21 protein-coding genes are annotated in these 19,508 nt (G+C 69.6%); 10 read left to right on the top strand and 11 right to left on the bottom strand.

Annotated features, from left to right (window positions below):
* Nucleotides 1-3 precede the first annotated feature (3 nt).
* From ABIE45_RS09865 to ABIE45_RS09880, 4 genes are all read left to right on the top strand, one after another.
* Nucleotides 4-822 carry a TIGR00282 family metallophosphoesterase gene (locus ABIE45_RS09865; protein WP_192706548.1) on the top strand — a complete coding sequence of 273 codons (819 nt, stop codon included), beginning with the start codon at nucleotides 4-6 and terminating at the stop codon, nucleotides 820-822.
* 100 nt (nucleotides 823-922) lie between these two features.
* A complete protein-coding gene (locus ABIE45_RS09870; RefSeq protein ID WP_192706549.1) occupies nucleotides 923-1,897 on the top strand; it encodes a MotA/TolQ/ExbB proton channel family protein in 975 nt (324 codons plus the stop codon).
* Nucleotides 1,897-2,910, top strand: coding sequence for a peptidoglycan -binding protein (locus ABIE45_RS09875; protein WP_192706550.1), 1,014 nt, complete (start codon nucleotides 1,897-1,899; stop codon nucleotides 2,908-2,910). Before ABIE45_RS09870 ends, ABIE45_RS09875 begins: the two co-directional genes overlap by 1 nt.
* A 547-nt stretch (nucleotides 2,911-3,457) precedes the next feature.
* On the top strand, nucleotides 3,458-3,925 hold the full coding sequence (locus tag ABIE45_RS09880) for a methyl-accepting chemotaxis protein (protein WP_192706551.1): 468 nt from the start codon (nucleotides 3,458-3,460) through the stop codon (nucleotides 3,923-3,925).
* Between the two features lie 17 nt (nucleotides 3,926-3,942).
* On the opposite strand, the gene ABIE45_RS09885 is transcribed toward ABIE45_RS09880, so the two are convergent.
* A complete protein-coding gene (locus ABIE45_RS09885) occupies nucleotides 3,943-4,965 on the bottom strand; it encodes a D-cysteine desulfhydrase family protein (RefSeq protein ID WP_192706552.1) in 1,023 nt (340 codons plus the stop codon).
* 49 nt (nucleotides 4,966-5,014) lie between these two features.
* Nucleotides 5,015-6,859, bottom strand: a complete 1,845-nt coding sequence (locus tag ABIE45_RS09890; RefSeq protein ID WP_192706553.1) for an ABC transporter transmembrane domain-containing protein — start codon at nucleotides 6,857-6,859, stop codon at nucleotides 5,015-5,017.
* Between the two features lie 243 nt (nucleotides 6,860-7,102).
* Between ABIE45_RS09890 and rpmE the strand changes: the two genes are divergently transcribed.
* Nucleotides 7,103-7,351, top strand: coding sequence for a 50S ribosomal protein L31 (gene rpmE, locus ABIE45_RS09895; RefSeq protein WP_012322259.1), 249 nt, complete (start codon nucleotides 7,103-7,105; stop codon nucleotides 7,349-7,351).
* Nucleotides 7,352-7,515: 164 nt separating this feature from the next.
* Here the strand turns inward: rpmE and ABIE45_RS09900 are convergent, their stop codons facing one another.
* The 5 genes from ABIE45_RS09900 to ABIE45_RS09920 form a co-directional block, all read right to left on the bottom strand.
* Entirely contained in the window at nucleotides 7,516-8,046 is a 531-nt protein-coding gene (locus ABIE45_RS09900) for a DUF1465 family protein (RefSeq protein WP_192706554.1), read from the bottom strand.
* A 180-nt stretch (nucleotides 8,047-8,226) separates the two neighbouring features.
* Nucleotides 8,227-10,371 carry a TonB-dependent receptor gene (locus tag ABIE45_RS09905; RefSeq protein ID WP_192706555.1) on the bottom strand — a complete coding sequence of 715 codons (2,145 nt, stop codon included), beginning with the start codon at nucleotides 10,369-10,371 and terminating at the stop codon, nucleotides 8,227-8,229.
* A 44-nt stretch (nucleotides 10,372-10,415) separates the two neighbouring features.
* Nucleotides 10,416-10,796: a hypothetical protein gene (locus ABIE45_RS09910; RefSeq protein WP_373622264.1), complete on the bottom strand. Its 381-nt coding sequence runs from the start codon at nucleotides 10,794-10,796 to the stop codon at nucleotides 10,416-10,418.
* Nucleotides 10,797-10,902: 106 nt separating this feature from the next.
* Entirely contained in the window at nucleotides 10,903-11,883 is a 981-nt protein-coding gene (locus ABIE45_RS09915; protein WP_192706556.1) for a DUF1775 domain-containing protein, read from the bottom strand.
* A 41-nt stretch (nucleotides 11,884-11,924) separates the two neighbouring features.
* On the bottom strand, nucleotides 11,925-12,239 hold the full coding sequence (locus ABIE45_RS09920) for a hypothetical protein (RefSeq protein WP_373622265.1): 315 nt from the start codon (nucleotides 12,237-12,239) through the stop codon (nucleotides 11,925-11,927).
* Nucleotides 12,240-12,540: 301 nt separating this feature from the next.
* On the opposite strand from ABIE45_RS09920, the gene ABIE45_RS09925 reads away from it, so the two are divergent.
* The gene (locus ABIE45_RS09925; protein WP_192706558.1) at nucleotides 12,541-13,839 is read left to right on the top strand and encodes a L,D-transpeptidase family protein; all 1,299 of its coding nucleotides are present in this window, start codon (nucleotides 12,541-12,543) and stop codon (nucleotides 13,837-13,839) included.
* A gap of 335 nt (nucleotides 13,840-14,174) precedes the next feature.
* Here the strand turns inward: ABIE45_RS09925 and ABIE45_RS09930 are convergent, their stop codons facing one another.
* Nucleotides 14,175-14,753, bottom strand: a complete 579-nt coding sequence (locus ABIE45_RS09930; protein ID WP_192706559.1) for a type 1 glutamine amidotransferase domain-containing protein — start codon at nucleotides 14,751-14,753, stop codon at nucleotides 14,175-14,177.
* Nucleotides 14,754-14,912: 159 nt separating this feature from the next.
* Between ABIE45_RS09930 and ABIE45_RS09935 the strand changes: the two genes are divergently transcribed.
* Complete coding sequence (locus ABIE45_RS09935) at nucleotides 14,913-15,116, top strand: hypothetical protein (protein ID WP_192706560.1); 204 nt, start codon at nucleotides 14,913-14,915, stop codon at nucleotides 15,114-15,116.
* Between the two features lie 20 nt (nucleotides 15,117-15,136).
* Here the strand turns inward: ABIE45_RS09935 and ABIE45_RS09940 are convergent, their stop codons facing one another.
* Nucleotides 15,137-15,526 (bottom strand): hypothetical protein, encoded by a 390-nt coding sequence (locus tag ABIE45_RS09940; protein ID WP_192706561.1) that lies wholly within the window; start codon nucleotides 15,524-15,526, stop codon nucleotides 15,137-15,139.
* Between the two features lie 317 nt (nucleotides 15,527-15,843).
* Between ABIE45_RS09940 and ABIE45_RS09945 the strand changes: the two genes are divergently transcribed.
* Both ABIE45_RS09945 and ABIE45_RS09950 read left to right on the top strand, forming a co-directional pair.
* Nucleotides 15,844-16,053 (top strand): cold-shock protein, encoded by a 210-nt coding sequence (locus ABIE45_RS09945; RefSeq protein ID WP_010682786.1) that lies wholly within the window; start codon nucleotides 15,844-15,846, stop codon nucleotides 16,051-16,053.
* 240 nt (nucleotides 16,054-16,293) lie between these two features.
* Entirely contained in the window at nucleotides 16,294-16,530 is a 237-nt protein-coding gene (locus ABIE45_RS09950) for an AsnC family transcriptional regulator (protein ID WP_192706562.1), read from the top strand.
* A 249-nt stretch (nucleotides 16,531-16,779) separates the two neighbouring features.
* On the opposite strand, the gene ABIE45_RS09955 is transcribed toward ABIE45_RS09950, so the two are convergent.
* Entirely contained in the window at nucleotides 16,780-17,595 is an 816-nt protein-coding gene (locus ABIE45_RS09955) for a 3'(2'),5'-bisphosphate nucleotidase CysQ (protein WP_192706563.1), read from the bottom strand.
* A gap of 410 nt (nucleotides 17,596-18,005) precedes the next feature.
* On the opposite strand from ABIE45_RS09955, the gene ABIE45_RS09960 reads away from it, so the two are divergent.
* Nucleotides 18,006-18,461: a DUF6101 family protein gene (locus tag ABIE45_RS09960; protein WP_192706564.1), complete on the top strand. Its 456-nt coding sequence runs from the start codon at nucleotides 18,006-18,008 to the stop codon at nucleotides 18,459-18,461.
* A 15-nt stretch (nucleotides 18,462-18,476) separates the two neighbouring features.
* Here ABIE45_RS09960 and ubiA read toward each other — a convergent pair whose 3' ends face one another.
* The gene (ubiA, locus tag ABIE45_RS09965) at nucleotides 18,477-19,424 is read right to left on the bottom strand and encodes a 4-hydroxybenzoate octaprenyltransferase (protein ID WP_192706565.1); all 948 of its coding nucleotides are present in this window, start codon (nucleotides 19,422-19,424) and stop codon (nucleotides 18,477-18,479) included.
* Nucleotides 19,425-19,508: the final 84 nt, after the last annotated feature.

Genomic DNA, 19,508 nt, shown 5'->3' on the forward strand with positions numbered 1-19,508 from the left:
CCCATGCGCCTGCTCTTCCTCGGCGACGTCGTCGGCCGCTCAGGCCGCAATGTGGTCTGCGAGCGCCTGCCGCGCCTGCGCGAGCGCTGGCGCCTCGACTGCGTGGTGGTGAACGGCGAGAACGCGGCCGGCGGCTTCGGCATCTCCGAGACGATCTGCGACGAGCTGATCCAGGCCGGCGCCGACGCCGTGACGCTCGGCAACCACAGCTTCGACCAGCGCGAGGCCCTGGTGTTCATCGCCCGCCAGCCCCGGCTGGTGCGCCCGGCGAACTACCCGCCCGGCACGCCCGGCCGCGGGGCGACGGTCATCGAGACGCAGGCCGGCGCGCGCGTCCTGGTGGTCAACGTCATGGGCCGGGTCTTCCTCGACGCGATGGACGATCCCTTCGCTGCGGTCGAGCGGGAGATCGAGGCCTGCCCCCTCGGCGCGGCGGCCGACGCCGTGGTGGTCGACGTCCACGCGGAGGCGACCAGCGAGAAGCAGGCCTTCGGCCATTACCTCGACGGCCGCGCGAGCCTCGTGGTCGGGACCCACACCCATACCCCCACCGCCGACCACCGGATCCTGCCCGGCGGCACGGCCTACATGTCGGATGCCGGCATGTGCGGCGATTACGACTCGGTCATCGGCATGCAAAAGGACGAGCCGATCCGCCGCATGATCCAGAAGACGCCGGGATCGCGCTGGGAGGTCGCCGTCGGCGAGGGAACGCTCTGCGGGATCGCTGTCGAGACCGACGCGCGCGGCCTCGCCACCCGGGTCGCGGCGCTGCGCCTCGGGCCGAATCTCGAGGAGAGCGCGCCGCACTTCTGGGATTAGCGTGTCCATCGCGTGACTTGATCGCGTGCAAGCCTGCCCCCACAGTGGCCGCGACGGGCGCCGCCGGCGGCCGCATCTCGAGATTAGGCTAAAGCGATCGATGGCCGCCCGCGATACCGGCGAAGTCAAGAGAGAGCCGCTGGCACGGCCCGGGATCTATCTCGGGCGGATGCTGATCTTTTTGATCCTCGTCGGCTTCCTAGCCTTCATCTTGTTCAAGCAGATCACGCCGGCCTTCCTGGCCAATCCCGGACTCAACGGGCTTATCCTCGGCGTGCTGCTGATCGCGGTGCTGATCGCCTTCGGCCAGGTCATCCGGCTGTTCCGCGAGACCAGCTACGTCAACGCCGTGGCGCGCGGCGCCCAGGCCAAGCGGCCGCCGGCGCTCCTGGCCCCCATGGCGCCGATGATCGCGGCTCGGGCCGCCGGGACGACCCTTCCGGGGACCGCCGGCTATCTCGACACGATCGCGGTGCGCCTCGACGAGGGCCGCGAGATGCTGCGCTACATCGCCGGCATCCTGATCCTGCTCGGCCTGCTCGGCACGTTCTGGGGCCTCATCGACACGCTCTCGGCGGTGGGCGGTGTGATCAAGGGGATGCGCGGCGGCGGCGATGCCGGGGTGATGTTCGACGAGCTGAAATCCGGCCTGGCCGTGCCGCTGTCGGGGATCGGCCTCGCCTTCTCGGCCTCATTGTTCGGCCTCGCCTCCTCGCTGATCACCGGCTTCCTGGAACTGCAGGCGGGCCAGGCCCATGCCCGGTTCCACAACGAATTGCAGGACTGGCTGATGTCCGGCGAGACTTCCGCCGAGGCGGGGGTCGTGGTGGCCCGGCCGGCTGCCGGCACGCAGGAGCTGAAGGACGCGATCGATCGCCTGAGCGCCCTGGTGGCCGAGGGCGGGGGCAGCCGCGCCGCCACGCTCGCCATGACCAACCTCGCCGAGGGCATTCAGGGCCTCGTCCAGCACATGCGCGCCGAGCAGCAGATGATCCGCGACTGGGTCGAGGCGCAGGCGAGCCGTGAGCGCGAGCTGAAGCAAGTGCTCGACCGGCTCGGCCGGGAGCGGGTGTAGTGGCCTCCACGGCGACCCGCACGCGGCGCACGCTCAATGTCTGGCCCGGCTACGTCGACGCGCTGGCGACCTTGCTGCTGTCGGTGGTGTTCCTGCTCACGATCTTCGTCGTCGGCCAGTTCTTCCTGTCTCAGGAACTCACCGGCCGGGACGAGACGCTGGTCAGACTCAACCGGCAGATCGCCGACCTGACCGATCTCCTCGCCCTGGAGCGCTCGAACCGTCGCAGCCAGGAGGACGAGGCCCGGAATCTCCGCACGACACTCGCCGGCGTCGAGGCCGAGCGCGACCAGGCCAAGTCCCAGGCCGAGGCCGCGACGGTCAGCCAGGGCGCGGCGGGTGCCCTCGACAAGCAGCTCGAGGCCGAGCGGGGCGCGACCAAGCGGGCGCTGTCGCAGGTCGATCTGCTCAACGAGCAGATCAGCGCCATGCGCCGCCAGCTCGCAGCCCTGGAGGACGCCCTCGCGGCCTCCGAGAGCCGTGACCGGGAATCTCAGGCGCGCATCGCCGAGCTCGGAAGCCGGCTGAACGTCGCGCTGGCCCAGAAGGTCCAGGAACTTGCCCGGTACCGGTCGGACTTCTTCGGACGCCTTCGCCAGATCCTCGGCAACCGCCCGGACATCCGCGTGGTCGGCGACCGCTTCGTGCTGCAATCCGAGGTACTGTTCCCCGCCGGTTCCGCGACCCTGAAGCCCGAAGCCGGCCCCGAACTGGACCGCATCGCCGGCGCCATCGCGGACCTCGCCAAGCAGATCCCGGCGGATCTGCCCTGGGTGCTGCGGGTCGACGGGCATACCGATGCCCGGCCGATCAACACGTCGCAATTCCCGTCCAACTGGGCCCTCTCGGCCGCCCGCGCCATCGCGGTGGTGCAGTATCTGGCCGGCAAGGGGATCCCCGCCCAGCATCTCCTGGCCGGCGCCTTCGGCGAGTTCCAGCCGCTCGATGCCGGCACCACCGAAGAGGCCTACGCCCGCAACCGCCGGATCGAGATGAAGCTCACGGAGCGCTGAAGGCGTTCCTGGGGCGCCTTGAAACGATCGATGATGGGACACTGATGGCGGGCTGGGGCTGGGGCATCCCCCGCGACCTCATCCTGAGGCGCCGGAGCGCAGCGGAGGCCTCGAAGAAGGCCCCGAGCCAGCCGCGCCGTCCCTGGAGCCCTCCTTCGAGGCCCGCTGACGCGGGCACCTCAGGATGAGGGCGAGGACGGGGGAGGAGCCGGTTATCACGGCTCGCCCGTACGCTCCTTGCCCGCGCAGCGTCTCGCGAGGCCGAAGCTGGCGACCCACGCTGCCACTCGATCTCATGGGTCGGGCCGTTCGCATGTTTCTGCAGATTGGCAGATAGTATTTGTCTGGCCGGTCTCCCCTGGCGGGAAGAGATCTCTCGCGAAATCTGGTCCGCTCCTGCGGGCAATAAGCAAATCGCGCTGGATAACAAAAAAAGTAAAACTGGAAAAAGCTTTGCGCTCCGGCTCTCTGCCAGCACCTATATGAAATTAACTCTGCGTTATCCTTGATGCCGCAGGGTGCGGGCGATCCGAGGAGGGTGGGATCGATGTCGAATCGCAACGTATCAACGCGCCCCGACGGGCGAACGGCGACCGAACTCTGCGGGACGAGGCCTGTCGAGACGGCCACGACGGAACGTGATCCTGAAGAGGCCGGCGGGCAGGCCGAAGCCGTCGCGGCGGCCATGCGGGTTTTCGAGGACGGGTTGGTCCGGCTACGGGCGATCGAAGCGGCGGCCGCTCCCGCCCATGACCTATCGGCGGGCGAGGACGTGACCGGCCTGCTGGCCGCGATCGCCGGACAGACCGGCCTGATGGCCCTCCGAGCCTCGATCGCGGCGGCCCGCAACGGCGAGGCCGGGCGCGGCTTCGCGGCTGCCGCCGCGGAGGTGAAGGATCTGGCCGGGCAGATGGCCAGGGCCACGGACACGCTGGTGTCGCAGGTCGGCCGGATCCAGGCCGCGGCCCAGCGGTCGCAGGACAAGGTCGATGCGATGCGGCGCGCGCGCGCCTGAAGGCCTTCAGGGCGGCCTCAGCCGGCGAGCGCTTCCTTGTAGGCGAACAGGCCGGGCGTCCCGCCCGTCATCAGGAACAGCACGGACGACCCTGCCGGGTAGAGGCCGGCCCGGACATCGTGCAGCAGGCCCGCGAAGGCCTTGCCGCTGTAGACCGGGTCGAGGAGCTTGCCCTCCGTCCGTGCCATGAGCCGAACCGCCTCGAGCATGCCGTCGGTGGGGATGCCGTAGCCCGGCCCGCGATGCGTGCCGTCGAGGTTGATGTCCTGCGGCGACACGCGCCGCTCGGACCCGATCAGCGCGAGCGTGGCGTTCGCCTTCTCGAGCACTTCTGCGCGGGCGCGCGTGTCCTCGGCGAGCACCGCGAAGGATTTGGCCAGCGTCGTGTCGAGGCCCATGGCGGCGAGGCCCGCCACGAGGCCGGCATGGGTGCCGGCGCTGCCGTTCGCCGTGATGATCTGCGCGAAGCTCAGACCCAGCTGGTCCGCCTGAGACAGGATCTCCGCGGCGCAGTTCGCGTATCCCAGGCAGCCGGTCGGGCTCGAGCCGCCGGACGGGAAGGTGTAGACCCGGCGGCCCTGGCCCCGAAGCTCTGCGGCCCGCGCCTCGGCGGCCGCCAGGGAATCCGCGTCGCCCGGCAGCTCGTGAACCGTGGCCCCGAACACGTCGTCGAGCAGCCGGTTGCCGTTGCCGGTATAGTCCGGATCCTGGCGCGGCACGCTGCGTGTCAGGAACAGCTCGCAGGCGAGGCCTGCCTGCGCGGATGCGGCCGCGGTGAGCCGCGCGTGGTTCGACTGGATGGCGCCGACCGTGACGACGGTGTCGGCGCCCTCCGCTCGGGCCGCGCCGAGCAGGTATTCGAGCTTGCGCAGCTTGTTGCCCCCGAGCCCGATCCCCGCCAAGTCGTCGCGCTTCACGAAGATCCGCACGCCGTTGAGGGTGTCGCCGAGATGGCGCGTCAGCCCGTCCAAGGGCTCGATCGGCGTCGGCTGCGTCAGCAGCGGCAGGCGCGGGAAGCGGGCGAGGTCGAGCGTCGGCATCGCAACAGTCCTACACGGTGGGGCCGTGCCTGTCGCGGTGCAGCGCGCCTCATTCTGCCGCCGGCAGACGCTCGCCGCGCGTTCGCGGCTCCTTGCCCCGGGCGGTCTCGTCCAGCGCGTCGGTGAATTGCAGGTTCGCGAGCTGCGCGTACAGCGCGCCCTGCGCCAGCAGGGTCTCGTGGGTCCCAGTCTCGACGATACGGCCGTCGTCGAGCACCAGGATACGGTCCGCGGCGCGAATCGTGGCCAGCCGATGTGCGATCACCAGGGTGGTACGTCCCTGCATCAGCGTGTCGAGGGCGGCCTGGACGGCGCGCTCGGATTCGGCGTCCAGCGCCGAAGTCGCTTCGTCGAGGAGCAGGATCGGCGCGTCCTTGAGAATGGCCCGCGCGATGGCGACGCGCTGCCGCTGGCCGCCCGAGAGCGTCACGCCGCGCTCGCCCACCTGGGTCGCGTAGCCCTGCGGCAGGGCGGTGATGAAGCCGTGCGCGTTGGCGAGCTCAGCCGCGCGCCGGACCTCCGCCTCCGCGGCCTCGGGGCGGCCATAGCGGATGTTCTCGATGACGGTCCCGGAGAAAACCACCGGGTCCTGCGGAACCAGGGCGATGCGGGCGCGCAGGTTCTCGGGATCGACCTGCGTGATATCGGCTCCGTCGACCACGATCCGGCCGGCCTGTGGATCGTAGAAGCGCAGGAGCAGCTGGAACACCGTCGACTTACCGGCCCCGGACGGCCCCACGATGGCGATGCGCTCGCCGGGCGCGGCCGCGAAGCTGAGGCCGCTGAGGGCGGCGTGTTCCGGGCGGGTCGGATAGGCGAAGCGCACATCCTCGAAGGCCACGGCCCCCCGCGCAGGGTCGGGCAGCGGCAGGGCCGGCGACGGCGCGCGGATCGCGGGTTCGGCGGCGAGGATCTCGGTGAGGCGCTCGGCCGCCCCGGCCGACATGGCGAGGTCGCCGTAGACCTCGGAGAGCTGGCCGAGGGCGCCCGCGCCGAAGACGGCGTAAAGCACGAATTGCGAGAGTTCCCCGCCCGTCATCGTATGGTTGAGGACGCCCTGGGCGCCGTACCACATCACCCCGACCACCGAGGCGGAGATCAGGAAGATCGCGACGCCGGTCAGCAGAGCCCGGGCGCGGATGGAGGCGCGGGCAGCCGCGTAGGCGTCCTCGGAGGCGGCCGCGAACCGGGCCGCAGTCGTGGCCGAGCGACCGAAGGCCTGCATGGTTCGAACCGCCCCGACCGCCTCGGCGGCGTAGGCGGAGGCATCGGCCAAGCGGTCCTGCGCGGCGCGGGAGCGGCGCCGCACGCCGCGGCCGGAGAAGATCAGCGGGAACACGATGACCGGGATGGCCGCCAGCACCATCACGGAGAGGCGCGGGCTCGTGATCACCATCATGGCGGTGGCGCCCACGAACAGGAACAGGTTGCGCAGCAGGATCGAGACCGACACGCCGAAGGCCGACTTGATCTGCGTCGCGTCCGCCGTGAGGCGCGAGACGATCTCGCCGGACTGGGCCCGGTCGAAGAAGGCCGGATCCAGCTGCGTCAGCCGCGCGAACACGGCGCTGCGCAGGTCAGCCACCACGCGCTCGCCCAGCGTCACCACCGTGTAGACGCGCGCCGCGCTCGACAGCGCGAAGGCCGCGACAACGCCCAGCAGCGCGAGGAAGTAGGCATCGATCACGCCCGAGCCGTCTGCCGTGAAGCCGTGGTCGATCACCCGGCGCATGGCGATCGGCACGACCAGCGTCGATGCCGAGGCGCAGACGAGGGCGATGAGGCCGGCGACGATTCGCCCGCGATAGTGCAGCGCAAAGGGCAGCAGCGGCCGGAGCGCGCTGAGCGGGGCTTTGGGCCGGCCTTCCGCGGCCGCCTTGGGTCTACGGGCCATCACGCCTCACGTGTCAGTCGTTCTCCCGGTCCGCGGCGCTTGTGACCGGGGAGAGCCTGCGGTATACGCCGCCGCTCATCCGATTGCGTGTGTTCAATGGCCGCGGGCCGCCACCACGGTCGGCTTGGACGTGCCGTTGCCACGAACCCACGGTTCGGTGCAACCGGTGATATCTTCCGCATTCCGGGTCGGGCGGCGCCTCCTGCGCTTCCCGCCGGCGTGCCAGATCAGGGACGACAGGTCATGGCGAAGGACGCGGCCGCGAAGGCCAAGGGGACCGAGCACCCCGACTACCACTTCATCAAGGTCGTTATGACGGATGGTACCGAGTACCAGACCCGTTCGACCTACGGGAAGGAGGGCGACACCCTCAATCTCGACATCGATCCGCTCACCCACCCGGCCTGGACCGGCGGCGAGCAGAAGATGCTCGACCGCGGCGGCCGTGTCTCGCGCTTCAACTCGCGCTTCGGCAACCTCGGCAAGCGCTGAGATCCAGACGGATCGGGCGCTGCGCCTTCGGCGCGGCGCCGACAGGACGGGCGGTCTTCGCGTGAGGCCGCCCGTTTTGCATTGCGCGCCCGGTCGGTGTGGCGGCCGTCCTCAGCAGATGCCCGCTGAGGACGGGTGTTGCATCCGATCATGCCCGGACGCGGTCAGCCCTCGGCCATGCGGAACGCCATCCGCAGGAGTCCCTGCTGCTGCGCCACCGGGCTCTCGACCGGAGCCGGGGTCGGCCGGTCCTCAGTGATCAGCACGTCGAGGTGCAGAATGCGGGTGTGCAGCCGCCGCGCCCGCAGGATCAACTGCTGGAGCCGCACCGGCAGCAGGGTGAAATCCTGCGGCTTCGGCGGCTCGGTACTGCCGAGCTTGACCCGGTGCTTCTCCAGGAGCGCCTCGGCCGGGGTCATCTCGCCCTCGGCGACCGCGCGCTGCACGAGCAGCCAGGAGGCGATCTGCATCAGCAGCGTCGTCAGGCGCATGCTCTCGGCCGCGTAGCTCAGCGTCGCGTCGCGGGAGACGAGACGCGACTCGTCGCGGCCCTCGCCGTCGAGATAGGCGGCCGTCTCCTCGACGAGCGTCATCCCCTCGCGAAACAGCGTCTTGAAGGCTTCGGAATTGACGTAGGACTTACCGAAATCGACCCAGTCCTGATCGTCCCGGAACGTGACATCGAAGCCGTTCATTCTGCCTCTCCTGTGCCGTCCGACGGCCTGTCCGTCCGGATTTGGGACGCTCCGTCCGTGGCTTTCCGACGACGGGGCAATCTTAGCGCCGATCGGCGGCGACATCAGGGTTCATCGTTTTTTAACCTTAATGGGCCGCTTCCGTCTGCACATATAATCGTCGGCGGCGGATGCCAGCGCTCAGAACGAGGCGCGGACGCCGCCGAATACGCTGCGACCATTGCCAGGATAGAACGCCGCCAATGCGCCCGCACCGCCGGCCGTCGCGGCGGCGTTGGCGACCACCGCGATGTCCGACACGTAGCGCGCATCCGTGAGATTGCGGGCATCCACGAACAGCGAGACGCCGTTGGCGAAGTCGATCCCGGCCTCGATCCCGAGGAGCGCGTAGCCCGGCACCCGGAGGGTGTTGGCGTGATCGGCAAAGGCGCCCTGCGGTACCCAGTCGAGTGCCGGAGCGATGTGGAAGCCGCTCGGGTGCCGGTAGCTGAGGACGGTGCGCAGGACATCCGGCGGAATGCCCGCGATGCGGTTGTTGCCGAAGACCGGATCGCGGACGAAGCGGAAGTCGTTGTGGGTCCAGATCTGCGTCAGGCTCAAGCCGTCGCCGGCCGCGGCGAGATCCCGGGCGAGATCGAGCGTGACGGCCGCCTCCACGCCCTGGTGGATCGAGCGCGGCGTGTTGAAGGTGGCGGCCGGGATGTTGAGGCCGGGATTGGTCGAGAAGTTGATCAACTCGTCGCGCAGGTCCGACCGGTAGAGGGTCACGTCGAAGGCGAGGCGGTCGATCCGGCCGCGGGCCCCGGCCTCGTAGGTCCAGGCCCGCTGGGCCTGAAGCGGGACGAAGGTTGTGTTCAGCAGGTTCTGCTGCACGAGGTCGGAGAAGTCCGGCACGTCGCGGGACCGGGTCACGTCGCCGAAGACCTGCAGGTCGGGCAGGGGCTGCCAGAGCAGGCCAATCTTTGGGTTGATGCCGGAATAGGTCAGGTCGGCGAAGCGCGGCGTCACGTTCCCGGGTACGCCCCCCTTGTCGCTGAAGGTCCGGTTCGACGAGAACGCCTTGGCGCCCGTCATCAGCGCCACGTCCGGCAGGAACCAGAACCGGTTCTCGCCATAGGCCTCGTAGCTCGACGCGCTCTGAAGAGAATTCAGCGTCTGGGCGCCGCGCTGGCCGCGGATGTTGACGAACTGGAGCGCCGAGTTCTGGCCCGCGTAGGCGCGCAGGCCCAGGACGACGTCGTCGCGGTAGCCGCCGAGATCGAACGTGCCGGCCCAGTGCGGGCTGATCCCGTAGGTCCAGCCATCCTGGTCGATGGCCTGGAAGATCGGATGATACAGGCTCTTGTGGATCGCCCAGGTGTCCACGTCGAGCTTCCCGACATCGAGCAGGAACGAGGTGCGGTTGGCGATCCGCTCCGTCTCGACCTTGCGCGACTGGTTGCCGGTGATCGCGGCGGGGTTGGCGAGCGTCGGGGTGGTCAGGCTCTGGCCGAGGGTCAGGCTGCCCGGCAGCTTCTGGTCGGTGATGTAGGTGCCGAGATAGAAGCGGGTCTCGATATCGGGCGCGATCCGGTAGCCGATATTGGCGTTGAAGTTCCGGGTCGCCTGCGCCTCGTGGGCGCGGAAGCCGTCGGAATTCGTGAGCGTCGCGTTGACCAGCACGTCGAGCGGCCCGTCGATGCGGGACATCTGCGCCTGCTCGCGGATCGTGCCGAAGCTGCCGCCGTCGAGACGCAGGATGTTGGGCGCCAGTGCCGTGTAGGCGGTCGGCGTGACGAAGTTGATCGCGCCGCCGAGCGTGGTCGCCCCGAAGGTGAGGGCGTTGCCGCCCTTGTAGACCTCGACCGAACGCAGGGCGAGCGGATCGATCTGGTAGAAGTCGCCGCTGCCATCCGCGAGGTTGAACGGGATGCCGTCCTGCAGCAGCTCGATGCCGCGCAGGTGAAAGTTCCGGGCGACGCCGGAGCCGCGCACCGACAGGCGCAGCTCCTGCCCGTAGCGCTCCTGCACGTAGACCCCGGGCACGTCCTTGAGGACGTCGCGGATGGTGTTGGCGTAGCGATCCTGGATCGTGGCGGCGTCCACGAAGGCCACCGAGCCGACGGTCCCGTAGAGTGTCGCACGCTGCGTATCGACGCTCGGCACCGAGAGCGAGCCGCGCGCTTCCCCCGGCAGCGGGCCGGTCGGCGTGGCGCTGCCGACCACGCTGAGTTCGGGGAGGGCGACCGCCGCCGCCGGCGCGGTCTGACTACGCGCGGCGAGCGGCACCGCGCAGGCGAGGAGGGTGAGCGCGGCGCGGCGGCCGACCCGGGTTAGGCGGGGCATGGGTGGAAATCCGTGTCTGGCGATCGGGAGAGGCGGGCGATCGATCAGACGGCGGGGGGCGCGCGGGCTCCGAGACCGAGACGGGGCGGCGCCCGCGGCATGGTTAGGCAATGCGCCCGCGCTCCCGGCGCCGCGACGCGGATCGGACGCCGCGTGACCGCGTCCGGTTCGGGTGCGGGGAGGGCGGCAGGACCGGCGGCGTGGCAGAATGTGCAGCAGGTCAGATGGCCGTGGGCCGGCAGGTGCGTCTTGTCCGGCGTCGACCCGTGCGCGCCGCCATCGGCGAGGCACAGAACGTGGTCGGGCCCGAGCGCGGCGGCCATCACCATGCCGCCGAGCACGATCTGGAGCGCCAGCGCGTAGAGAACCAGGACCGCCAGGAGCAGGCGGCCCGGTCCGGGTCCGGTTCGCAGTCGCGGCAGCACGACGGGCGCTCGCTCCCGCACGGGGAGGGGCGTCGGGCCCGCAGGCCCGCTTCTGGCAAGAACCGGGGCCGTCATGATCCGCCGCTCGGCGGGACGTCCGGAAACGCTAGTGCTGGTGCTGGTGCTGCCCGCCCGGCGACGCCGCACCGATCGGCGCAACCGAGAAGGTCACCGGCACGGAGCCGGCGCGCTGGAAGGTCAGCGTGCCCGACACGCTCTCGCCGGCCTTCGGCGCCCCGGTGAGCCCCTCGAACATGAGATGGTAGCCGCCGGGCTTCAGCTCGACGGTCTCGCCGGGCTTGATCGTCAAGCCGCCGGAGACCGGGGCCATCTTCATGACGCCGCCCTCCATCGACATCGAGTGGATGTCCCCCGACTTGGCGAAGGGCACGGCGGCACCGGTGAGCGTATCGGGCGTGCTCCCGGTATTGGTGATCCGGACATAGCCGCCCGCCACCTTGGCGCCGTTCGGCGTCGCCCGGAGCCAGGGCGTCTCGATGGTCAGGTCGCCGGCCTTCACGGGCGCCGATGCGGCGGGACCCGCCGCGGGAGCCGCCATCGCCCCGCCCATCTGCGCGACCTGAACAATGCGGAACGCGGGAGCGGCGGCCTTCAGGTCATGGGCGTCCTGACCGGGCTTCGGCACCTCGGTCCAGGAATAGCCGCCCTCCGAACAATCCTGCTGCACGGGGACGTAGACCGTCGCGCCCGGCTCGAACGTGTCGGCCACCTGCGCCAGGAAAGTGAACTCGTCGACTTCGTCGTCCGGCAGGGAGCCGCCGCTCCAGGTGATCGCCGTCACCCCTTCGGAGGCGGTGCCGTGATGAGTCGTGTAGGTCTTCGCGTAGGCACCGCGCGTCGTCGCCAGCGTCCAGCCGGGCTTCGGCATCGGCTTGGCGCCGATCAGCCCCTCCGGGATGGTCACGCTCACCCGGGTGGTCGGCCTGCCGCTGCAGCCGTGCATGATCTGAACGACGCCGCGATACAATGCGCCGGGGCTCGCCTGCTTGTGCTCCAGCACCGCGTGGGCCTGCGCCGCGGAGGCGAGCAGGCCGAGCCCGAGGGTGGCCGAGACAAAGGTCTTCATGGGAATGCATCCGTCCTGAGAGATCCGAGGGGGGATATCGCTCAGGCGGCGGGGGGACCTCGCGGTGACGCAATGCCGCCGGGCGGGGCGCGGGCGCGCGGCCCGTCGGTCGTCGCCCAGGTTGGGCGCGCGGCCGCAGCAGTCGTCCACACGATGACGGCCGAAACCGCCCGCGCCGGAAGCGCCGTGGCGGAGGCCTGCGCGACCGTGCAGCAATCGCCGTGGCCGTGCGGCAGGGCCTTGCCCGGCGCCGCGTCGCTCGCGGCATGCTGGGCGCACAGTCCGTCGGCCGCGGCCGGGACCGGCATCAAACCGCCGAGGAAGGCCTGGAGCACGAAGGCGTAGAGCGCCAGCACGGCGATCGCCGCCCGCAGAAAAGCGGCCGGAGGTCGGTCACGTCGATCCGTGGGGGACGGGCCCGCTCTCATGCTGCTCCCGCGCGTCGTCCGGTCCGGACGGCTATGGCATCACTGCCACACCGGTATGGCCTTGGCTGTTGCCAGCGTGCCGCACCGGGATGCTGCGTGCGCTAGCGCACCGCGATGCCACATTCCGGCCCCTTCGATAAGGGTTCTTAACGTCAGACCGACACCGTGGCGTCCGAGACAATCCGCTCCCGCCACATTCTGACGTACTCCGGACCAGAGCCAGCGACCGATGCGCATGAAGGCACAAAACCGGTTCACCACCCTCCTGAGCGTCGCCGCTCTCGGCGCGCTGGGCGTTGGCGCCGCCGAAGCCCGCGACCAGGGCAACTACGCCCAGGCCGAATGGGCGCAGGACTACGCCTCACCCGCCGCGATGCAGGTGCAGCGCGAGACGGTTCCGATTCTCTCGCCCCAGACGGTCTCGGCCACTGAGCAGATGGTCGAGCGCTATAAGGACATCGTCGGCCGCGGCGGCTGGAAGCAGGTTTCCGGCGCCGACCACCTGCGGATCGGCTCGCGCGGCCCGGCCGTGGCGGCCGTCCGCCAGCGCCTGATCGTCACCGGTGACCTCGATCCGGCGGCCGGCGGCTCGGGCGTGTACGATTCCTACGTCGCCGCCGGCGTGAAGCGCTTCCAGGCCCGCCACGGCCTCAGCCAGACCGGCACGATGAGCCTCGCCACGCAGCAGGCCATGAACGTCCCGGCCGAGGTCCGGCTGCGCCAGCTCGAGACCAACGTCGTGCGCCTGCGCTCCTACTCGGGCGACCTGGGCCGGCGCTTCGTGATCACCAACATCCCGGCGGCCCTGGTCGAGACCGTCGAGAACGGTCAGGTCGTGACGCTGCACGCCGCGGGCGTCGGCAAGATCGACCGGCAGTCGCCGATCATGAACACCAAAGCGACCCAGATCAATTTCAACCCGACCTGGACGGTCCCGGCTTCCATCGTGAAGAAGGACCTGATCCCGAAGATGCAGAAGGACCCGAACTACCTCACGGACAACCGGATCCGCATCCTGTCGAACGGTCAGGAGATCTCGCCGAAGTCGGTCAACTGGTTCTCCGACGAGGGCACCCGCTACACCTACCGGCAGGATTCGGGCGCCGATTTCAACTCGATGGGCATCGTCCGCATCAACATCCCGAACCCGTACGGCGTGTTCATGCACGACACGAACACCAAGGGCGTGTTCGGCGACGATTTCCGCTTCATCTCGTCGGGCTGCGTACGCGTGCAGAACGTGCGCGAGTACATCACGTGGCTGTTGAAGGACACGCCCGGCTGGGATCGCCAGAAGGTCGAGGAGGCGATCGAGAGCGGCAAGCGCGTCGATGCCAACATCGCCCAGCCGGTGCCGGTCTACTGGACCTACATCACCGCCTGGTCGACCCCGGACGGCCTCGTGCAGTTCCGCGACGACATCTACAAGCGCGACGGCGTGAACGTGCCTTCGACCATCGGCGCCCCGACCCCGGTTGCCAGCGCCGAGCCGATGCCGCAGTCGTTCGAGCCCGGCGACGAGGAGTAGGCGTCCCGCGCGCCGCGGAGTTCTTCGAGCTCGATACTGATAGGCCGCGGCCCGCATCCTCCGGCAGGATGCGGGCCGCGCGCGTTTCGGGGACCGCCGTCTTTACCCGTTCGTCGCCGAGCCGTTCGAGCGCTACCCGGAGACGAAGAAGAGCTGGGCCAGGATACCCTCACTCAACCCATATCTGTACGGCGCGGCGCCCGGACGATCTCCCGCCGGGCGCCCATCGCGTCACGGTCGAGGGCACGGACGAGTACGGCTGGCCGATCCGGAGCTGCACCGTCCTCAAGGTCGCGGGCGAGCGCGGGCGCAGCTCGTCGCACGCGCGCGTGACCTCAGGCCACGAGCTGTCGCGTGCCATGGCCGCCTTCCCGGATCTCCTCGATGATCTTGGCGCAGAACGCGTCGAGGTCGCCCGGATTGCGGCTGGTGACGATGCCGTGATCGGTCACGACGTCCTTGTCGTACCAACGGCCGCCGGCGTTGATCACGTCCGTGCGGATCGAGCTGAACGATGTCAGGTCGCGGCCCTTGGCCGCGCCGGCCTCGATGAGCAGCCACGGCGCGTGGCAGATCGCGGCCACGACCTTGCCGGAGGTCAGGAAGCCCTTGATCACCTCCAGCGCCTTCGGCTCGAGCCGCAGCTTGTCCGGGTTGATCTGGCCACCGGGCAGGACCAGCGCGTCGTAGGCGGACGGATCGACCTGCTCCAGATCGGTGTCGACCGCGACCTCCTTGCCCCAGTCGGTCTTGTCCCAACCGCGGATCGTGCCCTTGCTCTGGCGGGATTGCGGGGCCGCGACGGTGACCTTCGCACCGGCCTGAGACAGCTTGGATTGCGGAACCGTCAGCTCGGCTTCCTCGAAGCCGTCGGTCGCCAGGATCAGGATCTTGGCCTGCTTGATGTCGGGCATGGCGGGTGTCCTTCGTTGCGGGAATGTGCCCGACCAACGGAAGGCCGATCACCCCGTTCCCGCGGTCAAACGGCGGTCGAGGTTGGCGCGGGCGGTCCAAGGAACCGCCGGGAGCGCAGTCCGTTAGTGACCATCCCCTCACGCATCAGGAGTCGCGCCATGGCCAATCCCGGCCTGCCCGAACCCACGCCCGGCGATCTGCCGCCTGTGCCGCCCACGCCCGACGAGGAGCCGGATATCGGCCCGACCGGTCCGCGCACGCCCTATCCGGTCAACGATCCCGGCATCGGCGAGCCCGGCGGCCCGGGTTCCGAACCCGACATCTTCCCGGGGACGCCGACCGATCCCGGGACGCGGATGTGACCTGCGAACAGCGATGAGAATCAGTGGCCGCCGTGCGAGGTGCGAACGTCGCGGGGGGCGTTAAGGATCTCTGAGAGGCTCGTCACGACGTGGCGGGCCTCTTCGTCCGTCAGACGAAGCTGGAAAGGCGGCAGCGCACCGGCCTGCAGGGCGACCACCGCCTGACCCTCGTCGTCGGTGCCGATCTCGATGGCCGAGGAGGTCACTTCGAGCATGGCGACCTCCTCGTCGCCCATCTCATCCCCCACATCCGGCTCGTCGGTATCGTCGATCGCCGTGAGCAGCTGGCCGACGGCGCGCACCAGGGCGCGCGCGGCGCGGGCATCCATCACCACCGCCGTCGCCTGATCATCCTTCTGGAAAGAGAGCTGGATGTTCGCACCGTCCAGCGAGACCGAGATGCCTGCCATGTACCGTCCAGAGCCACGTGCCTTAACTGCTTGAGCGCATTCCGTATATGCATCGTGAATGCCGAGAATCACAGGGGGCGGCGCGCCTCGGAGGCGCCCGCGATCCGGCCTGCGACGCAGATGTTGCGTCCGAACCGCCTTGTTGCGGCCGCAGCCGATCCCTAAATACGTCCTCGGGGGGCTTACCCACCGAGACCGACGCTTTAAGGGTCCGGCATCTCGCGCCCCGCCACACTGGCCAAACCCCAGAAAGACCTTGGCGCATCACGCGGCTCATTTGTCGCGCGGGTGGCCTATGGACGAACGAGGTACACTACGTGAATACCGGCACTGTGAAGTGGTTCAATGAGACCAAGGGCTACGGTTTCATCCAGCCTGATGATGGCGGCAAGGACGTGTTCGTTCACATCTCGGCCGTCGAGCGCGCCGGGATGCGCAACCTGATCGAAGGCCAGCGGATCACTTACGAGATCCTCACCGACAAGCGCAGCGGCAAGGACGCCGCCGGCAACCTGCAGGCGGCCTGACCGTCCCGCAGGTTTGAAAGACCCTCACAGGCCTCCCGCTGCGCCCTGCGTGCGGAGGGAGACCGTCCGGAAGATGGACGCTTGTGAGGGATCCTGAACCGGCCGCGCGATGCGGTTCCCCCTTCCGACGCTTCCATGCCGGACGAGACCGTTCGGTATCCGGTCGCGTCGGAGGCAACATCCCAGAAACGACGCCGGGCGGCGTAAAACGTCCGGTCCAGAAAAGAAAAGACCAGATTCATGATGTTCGAATACACACGGCGCCGCGGCGTCCATTCCCCCGTCACCGATGCGCCGACCTTCCGGGTGGGCAAGCTGGCGCGGGCCAAGACCACGGACCAGACCGGGGCCGATATCAGCCACCTGATCGACCGGTCCTACAACTACCATTCCCCTCGGGAACTGCACTGGCATCTCGCCGAGCGCCTCGGCCTCGCGCCTGGCGCGGTCATGCTCCGCGAGTCCGCGGCAGCCTGACGGTCAAGACGTCGCGGCGAGTCGCGTTACCGATCGCTTCCCGCTCATCACGCCATCATTCCGGGGCGCCGCAGGCGAGCCCGGAAGCCATAAGCGCCGCGGTTGCTAAAACCGTGGCGCCTCGGCGTGCCTCGATCCCGGGCTCCGCTGCGCGGCGCCGGGATTCCGCCTATCCCGAATGACGAGATAGGATCGCGGTCGTCACCCAGCGTGATTGGGCCTTAGCCGACTTAAGAGGAGTCCCGCGCGTCAGCGGCCCCAGGCCGCCAGGACGGGATCGCGCAGCACCACCGGAGCGGCGAGCAGCTCGCCGTGAACCGGATCCGGGCGATTATAGGGTGTGGCGTCACCGTTGAAGTCGCACACGATCCCGCCCGCCTCGCGCAGAACGAGGTCGGCGGCCGCGAGATCCCAGTCGCGGGCATGGCCGGAGATCATCCCGACATCGACGGTCCCGTCGGCCACGCGGGCGAGCCGCAGGGCGAGCGACGGGATCCGCGCGACCACCGAGAAATCCGGATCCGGGCCGGCGCCGCGCGTGAGGCGGTCGAGCATCGGCTTCGGCCCGGTGATGCGTGCGCCGGGCAGGCTCTGCCGGCCATCGACCTGGATCGGTTCGCCGTTCCGGGTGGCGCCCCGCCCGCGCACCGCTTCGTAATCCGCACCGCCGGCCGGCGCGTGGACGAAGCCGATCAGCGGCTGGCCCCTGGAGAGCAGGGCGACCGCGATCGCCCAGTCGGGATGGCCTGACAGGAAGGCGCGGGTCCCGTCGATCGGATCCACGATCCAGACGAGGTCGTGGCCGATGCGCGCCGGATCGTCGGCCGTCTCCTCCGAGAGCCAAGCCGCCTGCGGGACGAGGCTGCTCAGCCGGACCTTCAGGAAGGCGTCCACCGCGACGTCGGCCTCGGTCACCGGCGAGCCGCCCGCTTTCGACCAGATCCGCGCGGAGGTCTGGCCGCCGAGCCTGAAGAACGGCCGCGCGATCTCGGCAGCCTCGCGCATGACAGCGCGCAGGTCCGGCATGAGGGCGGAGACGGCGTCGTCGGTGAGAGGCTCGGACATCGCGCTCCGCATGGAATCGGTCTGGCCCCGCAGGGGGCCTCGTTGCGCCGTCCATCCGGCTGAGCGGATGTCGGGGCCCGGCTGGGCTGAGAGAACCGGGCGCGGGAGGGCCGCGCATCCGGCCGCTCCGTTGTACGGCGCCTCCCGAAGCGCCACAAGGATGTTGGTTGATCGATCGATAATGATCGAACAGCGCAAGGAAATGTTGAGCATTCAAGGAAGCATTGAGCATTCCGCAAATGACAGCGCTGTCCAGATTCGCTTAACGACGGCTCTTAAGCGGTGCGGAGGAGTTCGGGTGCGATTTTGCTTGGCATAACGGACGGCCCGACAGGGGTCGCCACTTGATCCAGGGACTCGGACCGATGAACACTTCCCCGATCGCGGATGAACGTCGCACAGGACAGCCGATGCTTGATGCGGACATCGCGCTCTGTTTCACGGCTTCGCCGCTCCCGGTGATCGGCCGGACGTCCGGCGCCCGCCGGGCTGCCGGCATCGCACTCGCCTACGCGGCCGAGGATGCCGAGATCACCGGGACCGACCGGTTCACGCTGATCCTCGTCGACGCGGACGGCCACGCGCTTCATCGCCTCGGCAGCTTCGACGAGGACGACGTCGTGGCCGTTTGGCGCGACATTGCGGGCCGGGCCGGGCTGGTGCGGATGATCGTGCGGGAGGACGGCGTCCTCGTGCCGGTGTCCCAGCAGATCGGCCGTCTGATCCTCGGTCAGGTGCGCATCCGCCGCCGCCATGCCGGGCTGGGCGCCCGCCGCCCGCGCTTCCTGGCCCGCCGCAAGACCGGCCGGCTGCCGGCCCGGCCGCAGATCTTCCGCGGCGAGAACGAGATCATCGCCCGCACCTGACGGCCTCCGCAGGCCTCAGAAGAGACCACGCAGCAACGCGTCGGCAGCGAGGCCGACGAACAGGATCAGGCCCGCATCCCGGTTCGACCGGAACAGGGTGAGCGCTCCGCGCCCGTCGCGCTCCCGCAGCGACACGACCTGCCAGGCGAGATGCGCCGCGAAGGCCGCAACGCCCAGGTAACCCACGACACCCGCGCTCGCGCCTCTGGCCGCCAGCAGGATCAGGATTGCCGCCAGGGCGTAGCACAGCCCGACGGCGCCTTTGACACGCCGGCCGAACAGCCGGGCCGAGGACCGGATCCCGGCGATCTCGTCATCCTCGATGTCCTGAACCGCGTAGATCGTGTCGTAGCCGATGACCCAGCACAGCGCGCCCGCGTAGAGCAGCAGCGCCGGCGGATCGAGGCGGGCGAACACCGCCGCCCAGCCCATAAGCGCGCCCCACGCGAAGGCCAGGCCCAGAATTGCCTGCGGCAGCGGCATGATGCGCTTCATGAACGGGTAGATCGCCACCGGCACGAGGGAGCACAGCCCGATGAGGATCGCCTCCTCGTTGAACTGCACCAGCACCGCGAGCCCGATCAGCGCCTGGACCACCAGGAACACGGCCGCGTGGCGCGGCCGCACCTGCCCCGAGGGGAGGGGGCGCAGGCGCGTGCGCTCGACCTGAGCGTCGAGGTCGCGATCGGCGATGTCGTTGTAGGTGGAGCCCGCCCCACGCATCGCCACCGCCCCGATCAGGAACAGCAGGCAGTGCCAGGGGTCCGGGAAGGGCTGTTCCGCGGCGATCGCCGCCAGCGCGGCCGACCACCAGCAGGGCAGGAGCAGCAGCCACCACCCGATCGGCCGGTCGATGCGCGCCAGGCGCAGATAGGGCCGCCAGGGCCGTGGCGCGAACCGGTCGACCCAGTGCCCGCTCACGGCGTCCGCCGGCCGCCCGTCGTCAATCGCCGTCCTGCTCATCGCTCGGATCTCCGGTCGCCGCACTAGAGGCCCCCTCCGCTGCAGAGGGGATCCGCGCCGGATCCGTGATCCTCTCAGACGATC

It is taken from the genome of Methylobacterium sp. OAE515, assembly GCF_041806315.1.
In the GTDB taxonomy this organism is placed as follows: domain Bacteria; phylum Pseudomonadota; class Alphaproteobacteria; order Rhizobiales; family Beijerinckiaceae; genus Methylobacterium; species Methylobacterium tardum.

Coding starts and splice junctions, on each gene's coding strand:
- ubiA (WP_192706565.1), bottom strand. CDS start 19,424: ATGAGCAGGACGGCGATTGACGACGGGCGGCCGGCGGACGCCGTGAGC.
- ABIE45_RS09900 (WP_192706554.1), bottom strand. CDS start 8,046: ATGAACGGCTTCGATGTCACGTTCCGGGACGATCAGGACTGGGTCGAT.
- ABIE45_RS09950 (WP_192706562.1), top strand. CDS start 16,294: ATGATGTTCGAATACACACGGCGCCGCGGCGTCCATTCCCCCGTCACC.
- ABIE45_RS09880 (WP_192706551.1), top strand. CDS start 3,458: ATGTCGAATCGCAACGTATCAACGCGCCCCGACGGGCGAACGGCGACC.
- ABIE45_RS09915 (WP_192706556.1), bottom strand. CDS start 11,883: ATGAAGACCTTTGTCTCGGCCACCCTCGGGCTCGGCCTGCTCGCCTCC.
- ABIE45_RS09960 (WP_192706564.1), top strand. CDS start 18,006: ATGCTTGATGCGGACATCGCGCTCTGTTTCACGGCTTCGCCGCTCCCG.
- ABIE45_RS09930 (WP_192706559.1), bottom strand. CDS start 14,753: ATGCCCGACATCAAGCAGGCCAAGATCCTGATCCTGGCGACCGACGGC.
- ABIE45_RS09925 (WP_192706558.1), top strand. CDS start 12,541: ATGCGCATGAAGGCACAAAACCGGTTCACCACCCTCCTGAGCGTCGCC.
- ABIE45_RS09890 (WP_192706553.1), bottom strand. CDS start 6,859: ATGGCCCGTAGACCCAAGGCGGCCGCGGAAGGCCGGCCCAAAGCCCCG.
- ABIE45_RS09955 (WP_192706563.1), bottom strand. CDS start 17,595: ATGTCCGAGCCTCTCACCGACGACGCCGTCTCCGCCCTCATGCCGGAC.
- ABIE45_RS09885 (WP_192706552.1), bottom strand. CDS start 4,965: ATGCCGACGCTCGACCTCGCCCGCTTCCCGCGCCTGCCGCTGCTGACG.
- rpmE (WP_012322259.1), top strand. CDS start 7,103: ATGGCGAAGGACGCGGCCGCGAAGGCCAAGGGGACCGAGCACCCCGAC.
- ABIE45_RS09870 (WP_192706549.1), top strand. CDS start 923: ATGGCCGCCCGCGATACCGGCGAAGTCAAGAGAGAGCCGCTGGCACGG.
- ABIE45_RS09905 (WP_192706555.1), bottom strand. CDS start 10,371: ATGCCCCGCCTAACCCGGGTCGGCCGCCGCGCCGCGCTCACCCTCCTC.
- ABIE45_RS09935 (WP_192706560.1), top strand. CDS start 14,913: ATGGCCAATCCCGGCCTGCCCGAACCCACGCCCGGCGATCTGCCGCCT.
- ABIE45_RS09940 (WP_192706561.1), bottom strand. CDS start 15,526: ATGGCAGGCATCTCGGTCTCGCTGGACGGTGCGAACATCCAGCTCTCT.
- ABIE45_RS09865 (WP_192706548.1), top strand. CDS start 4: ATGCGCCTGCTCTTCCTCGGCGACGTCGTCGGCCGCTCAGGCCGCAAT.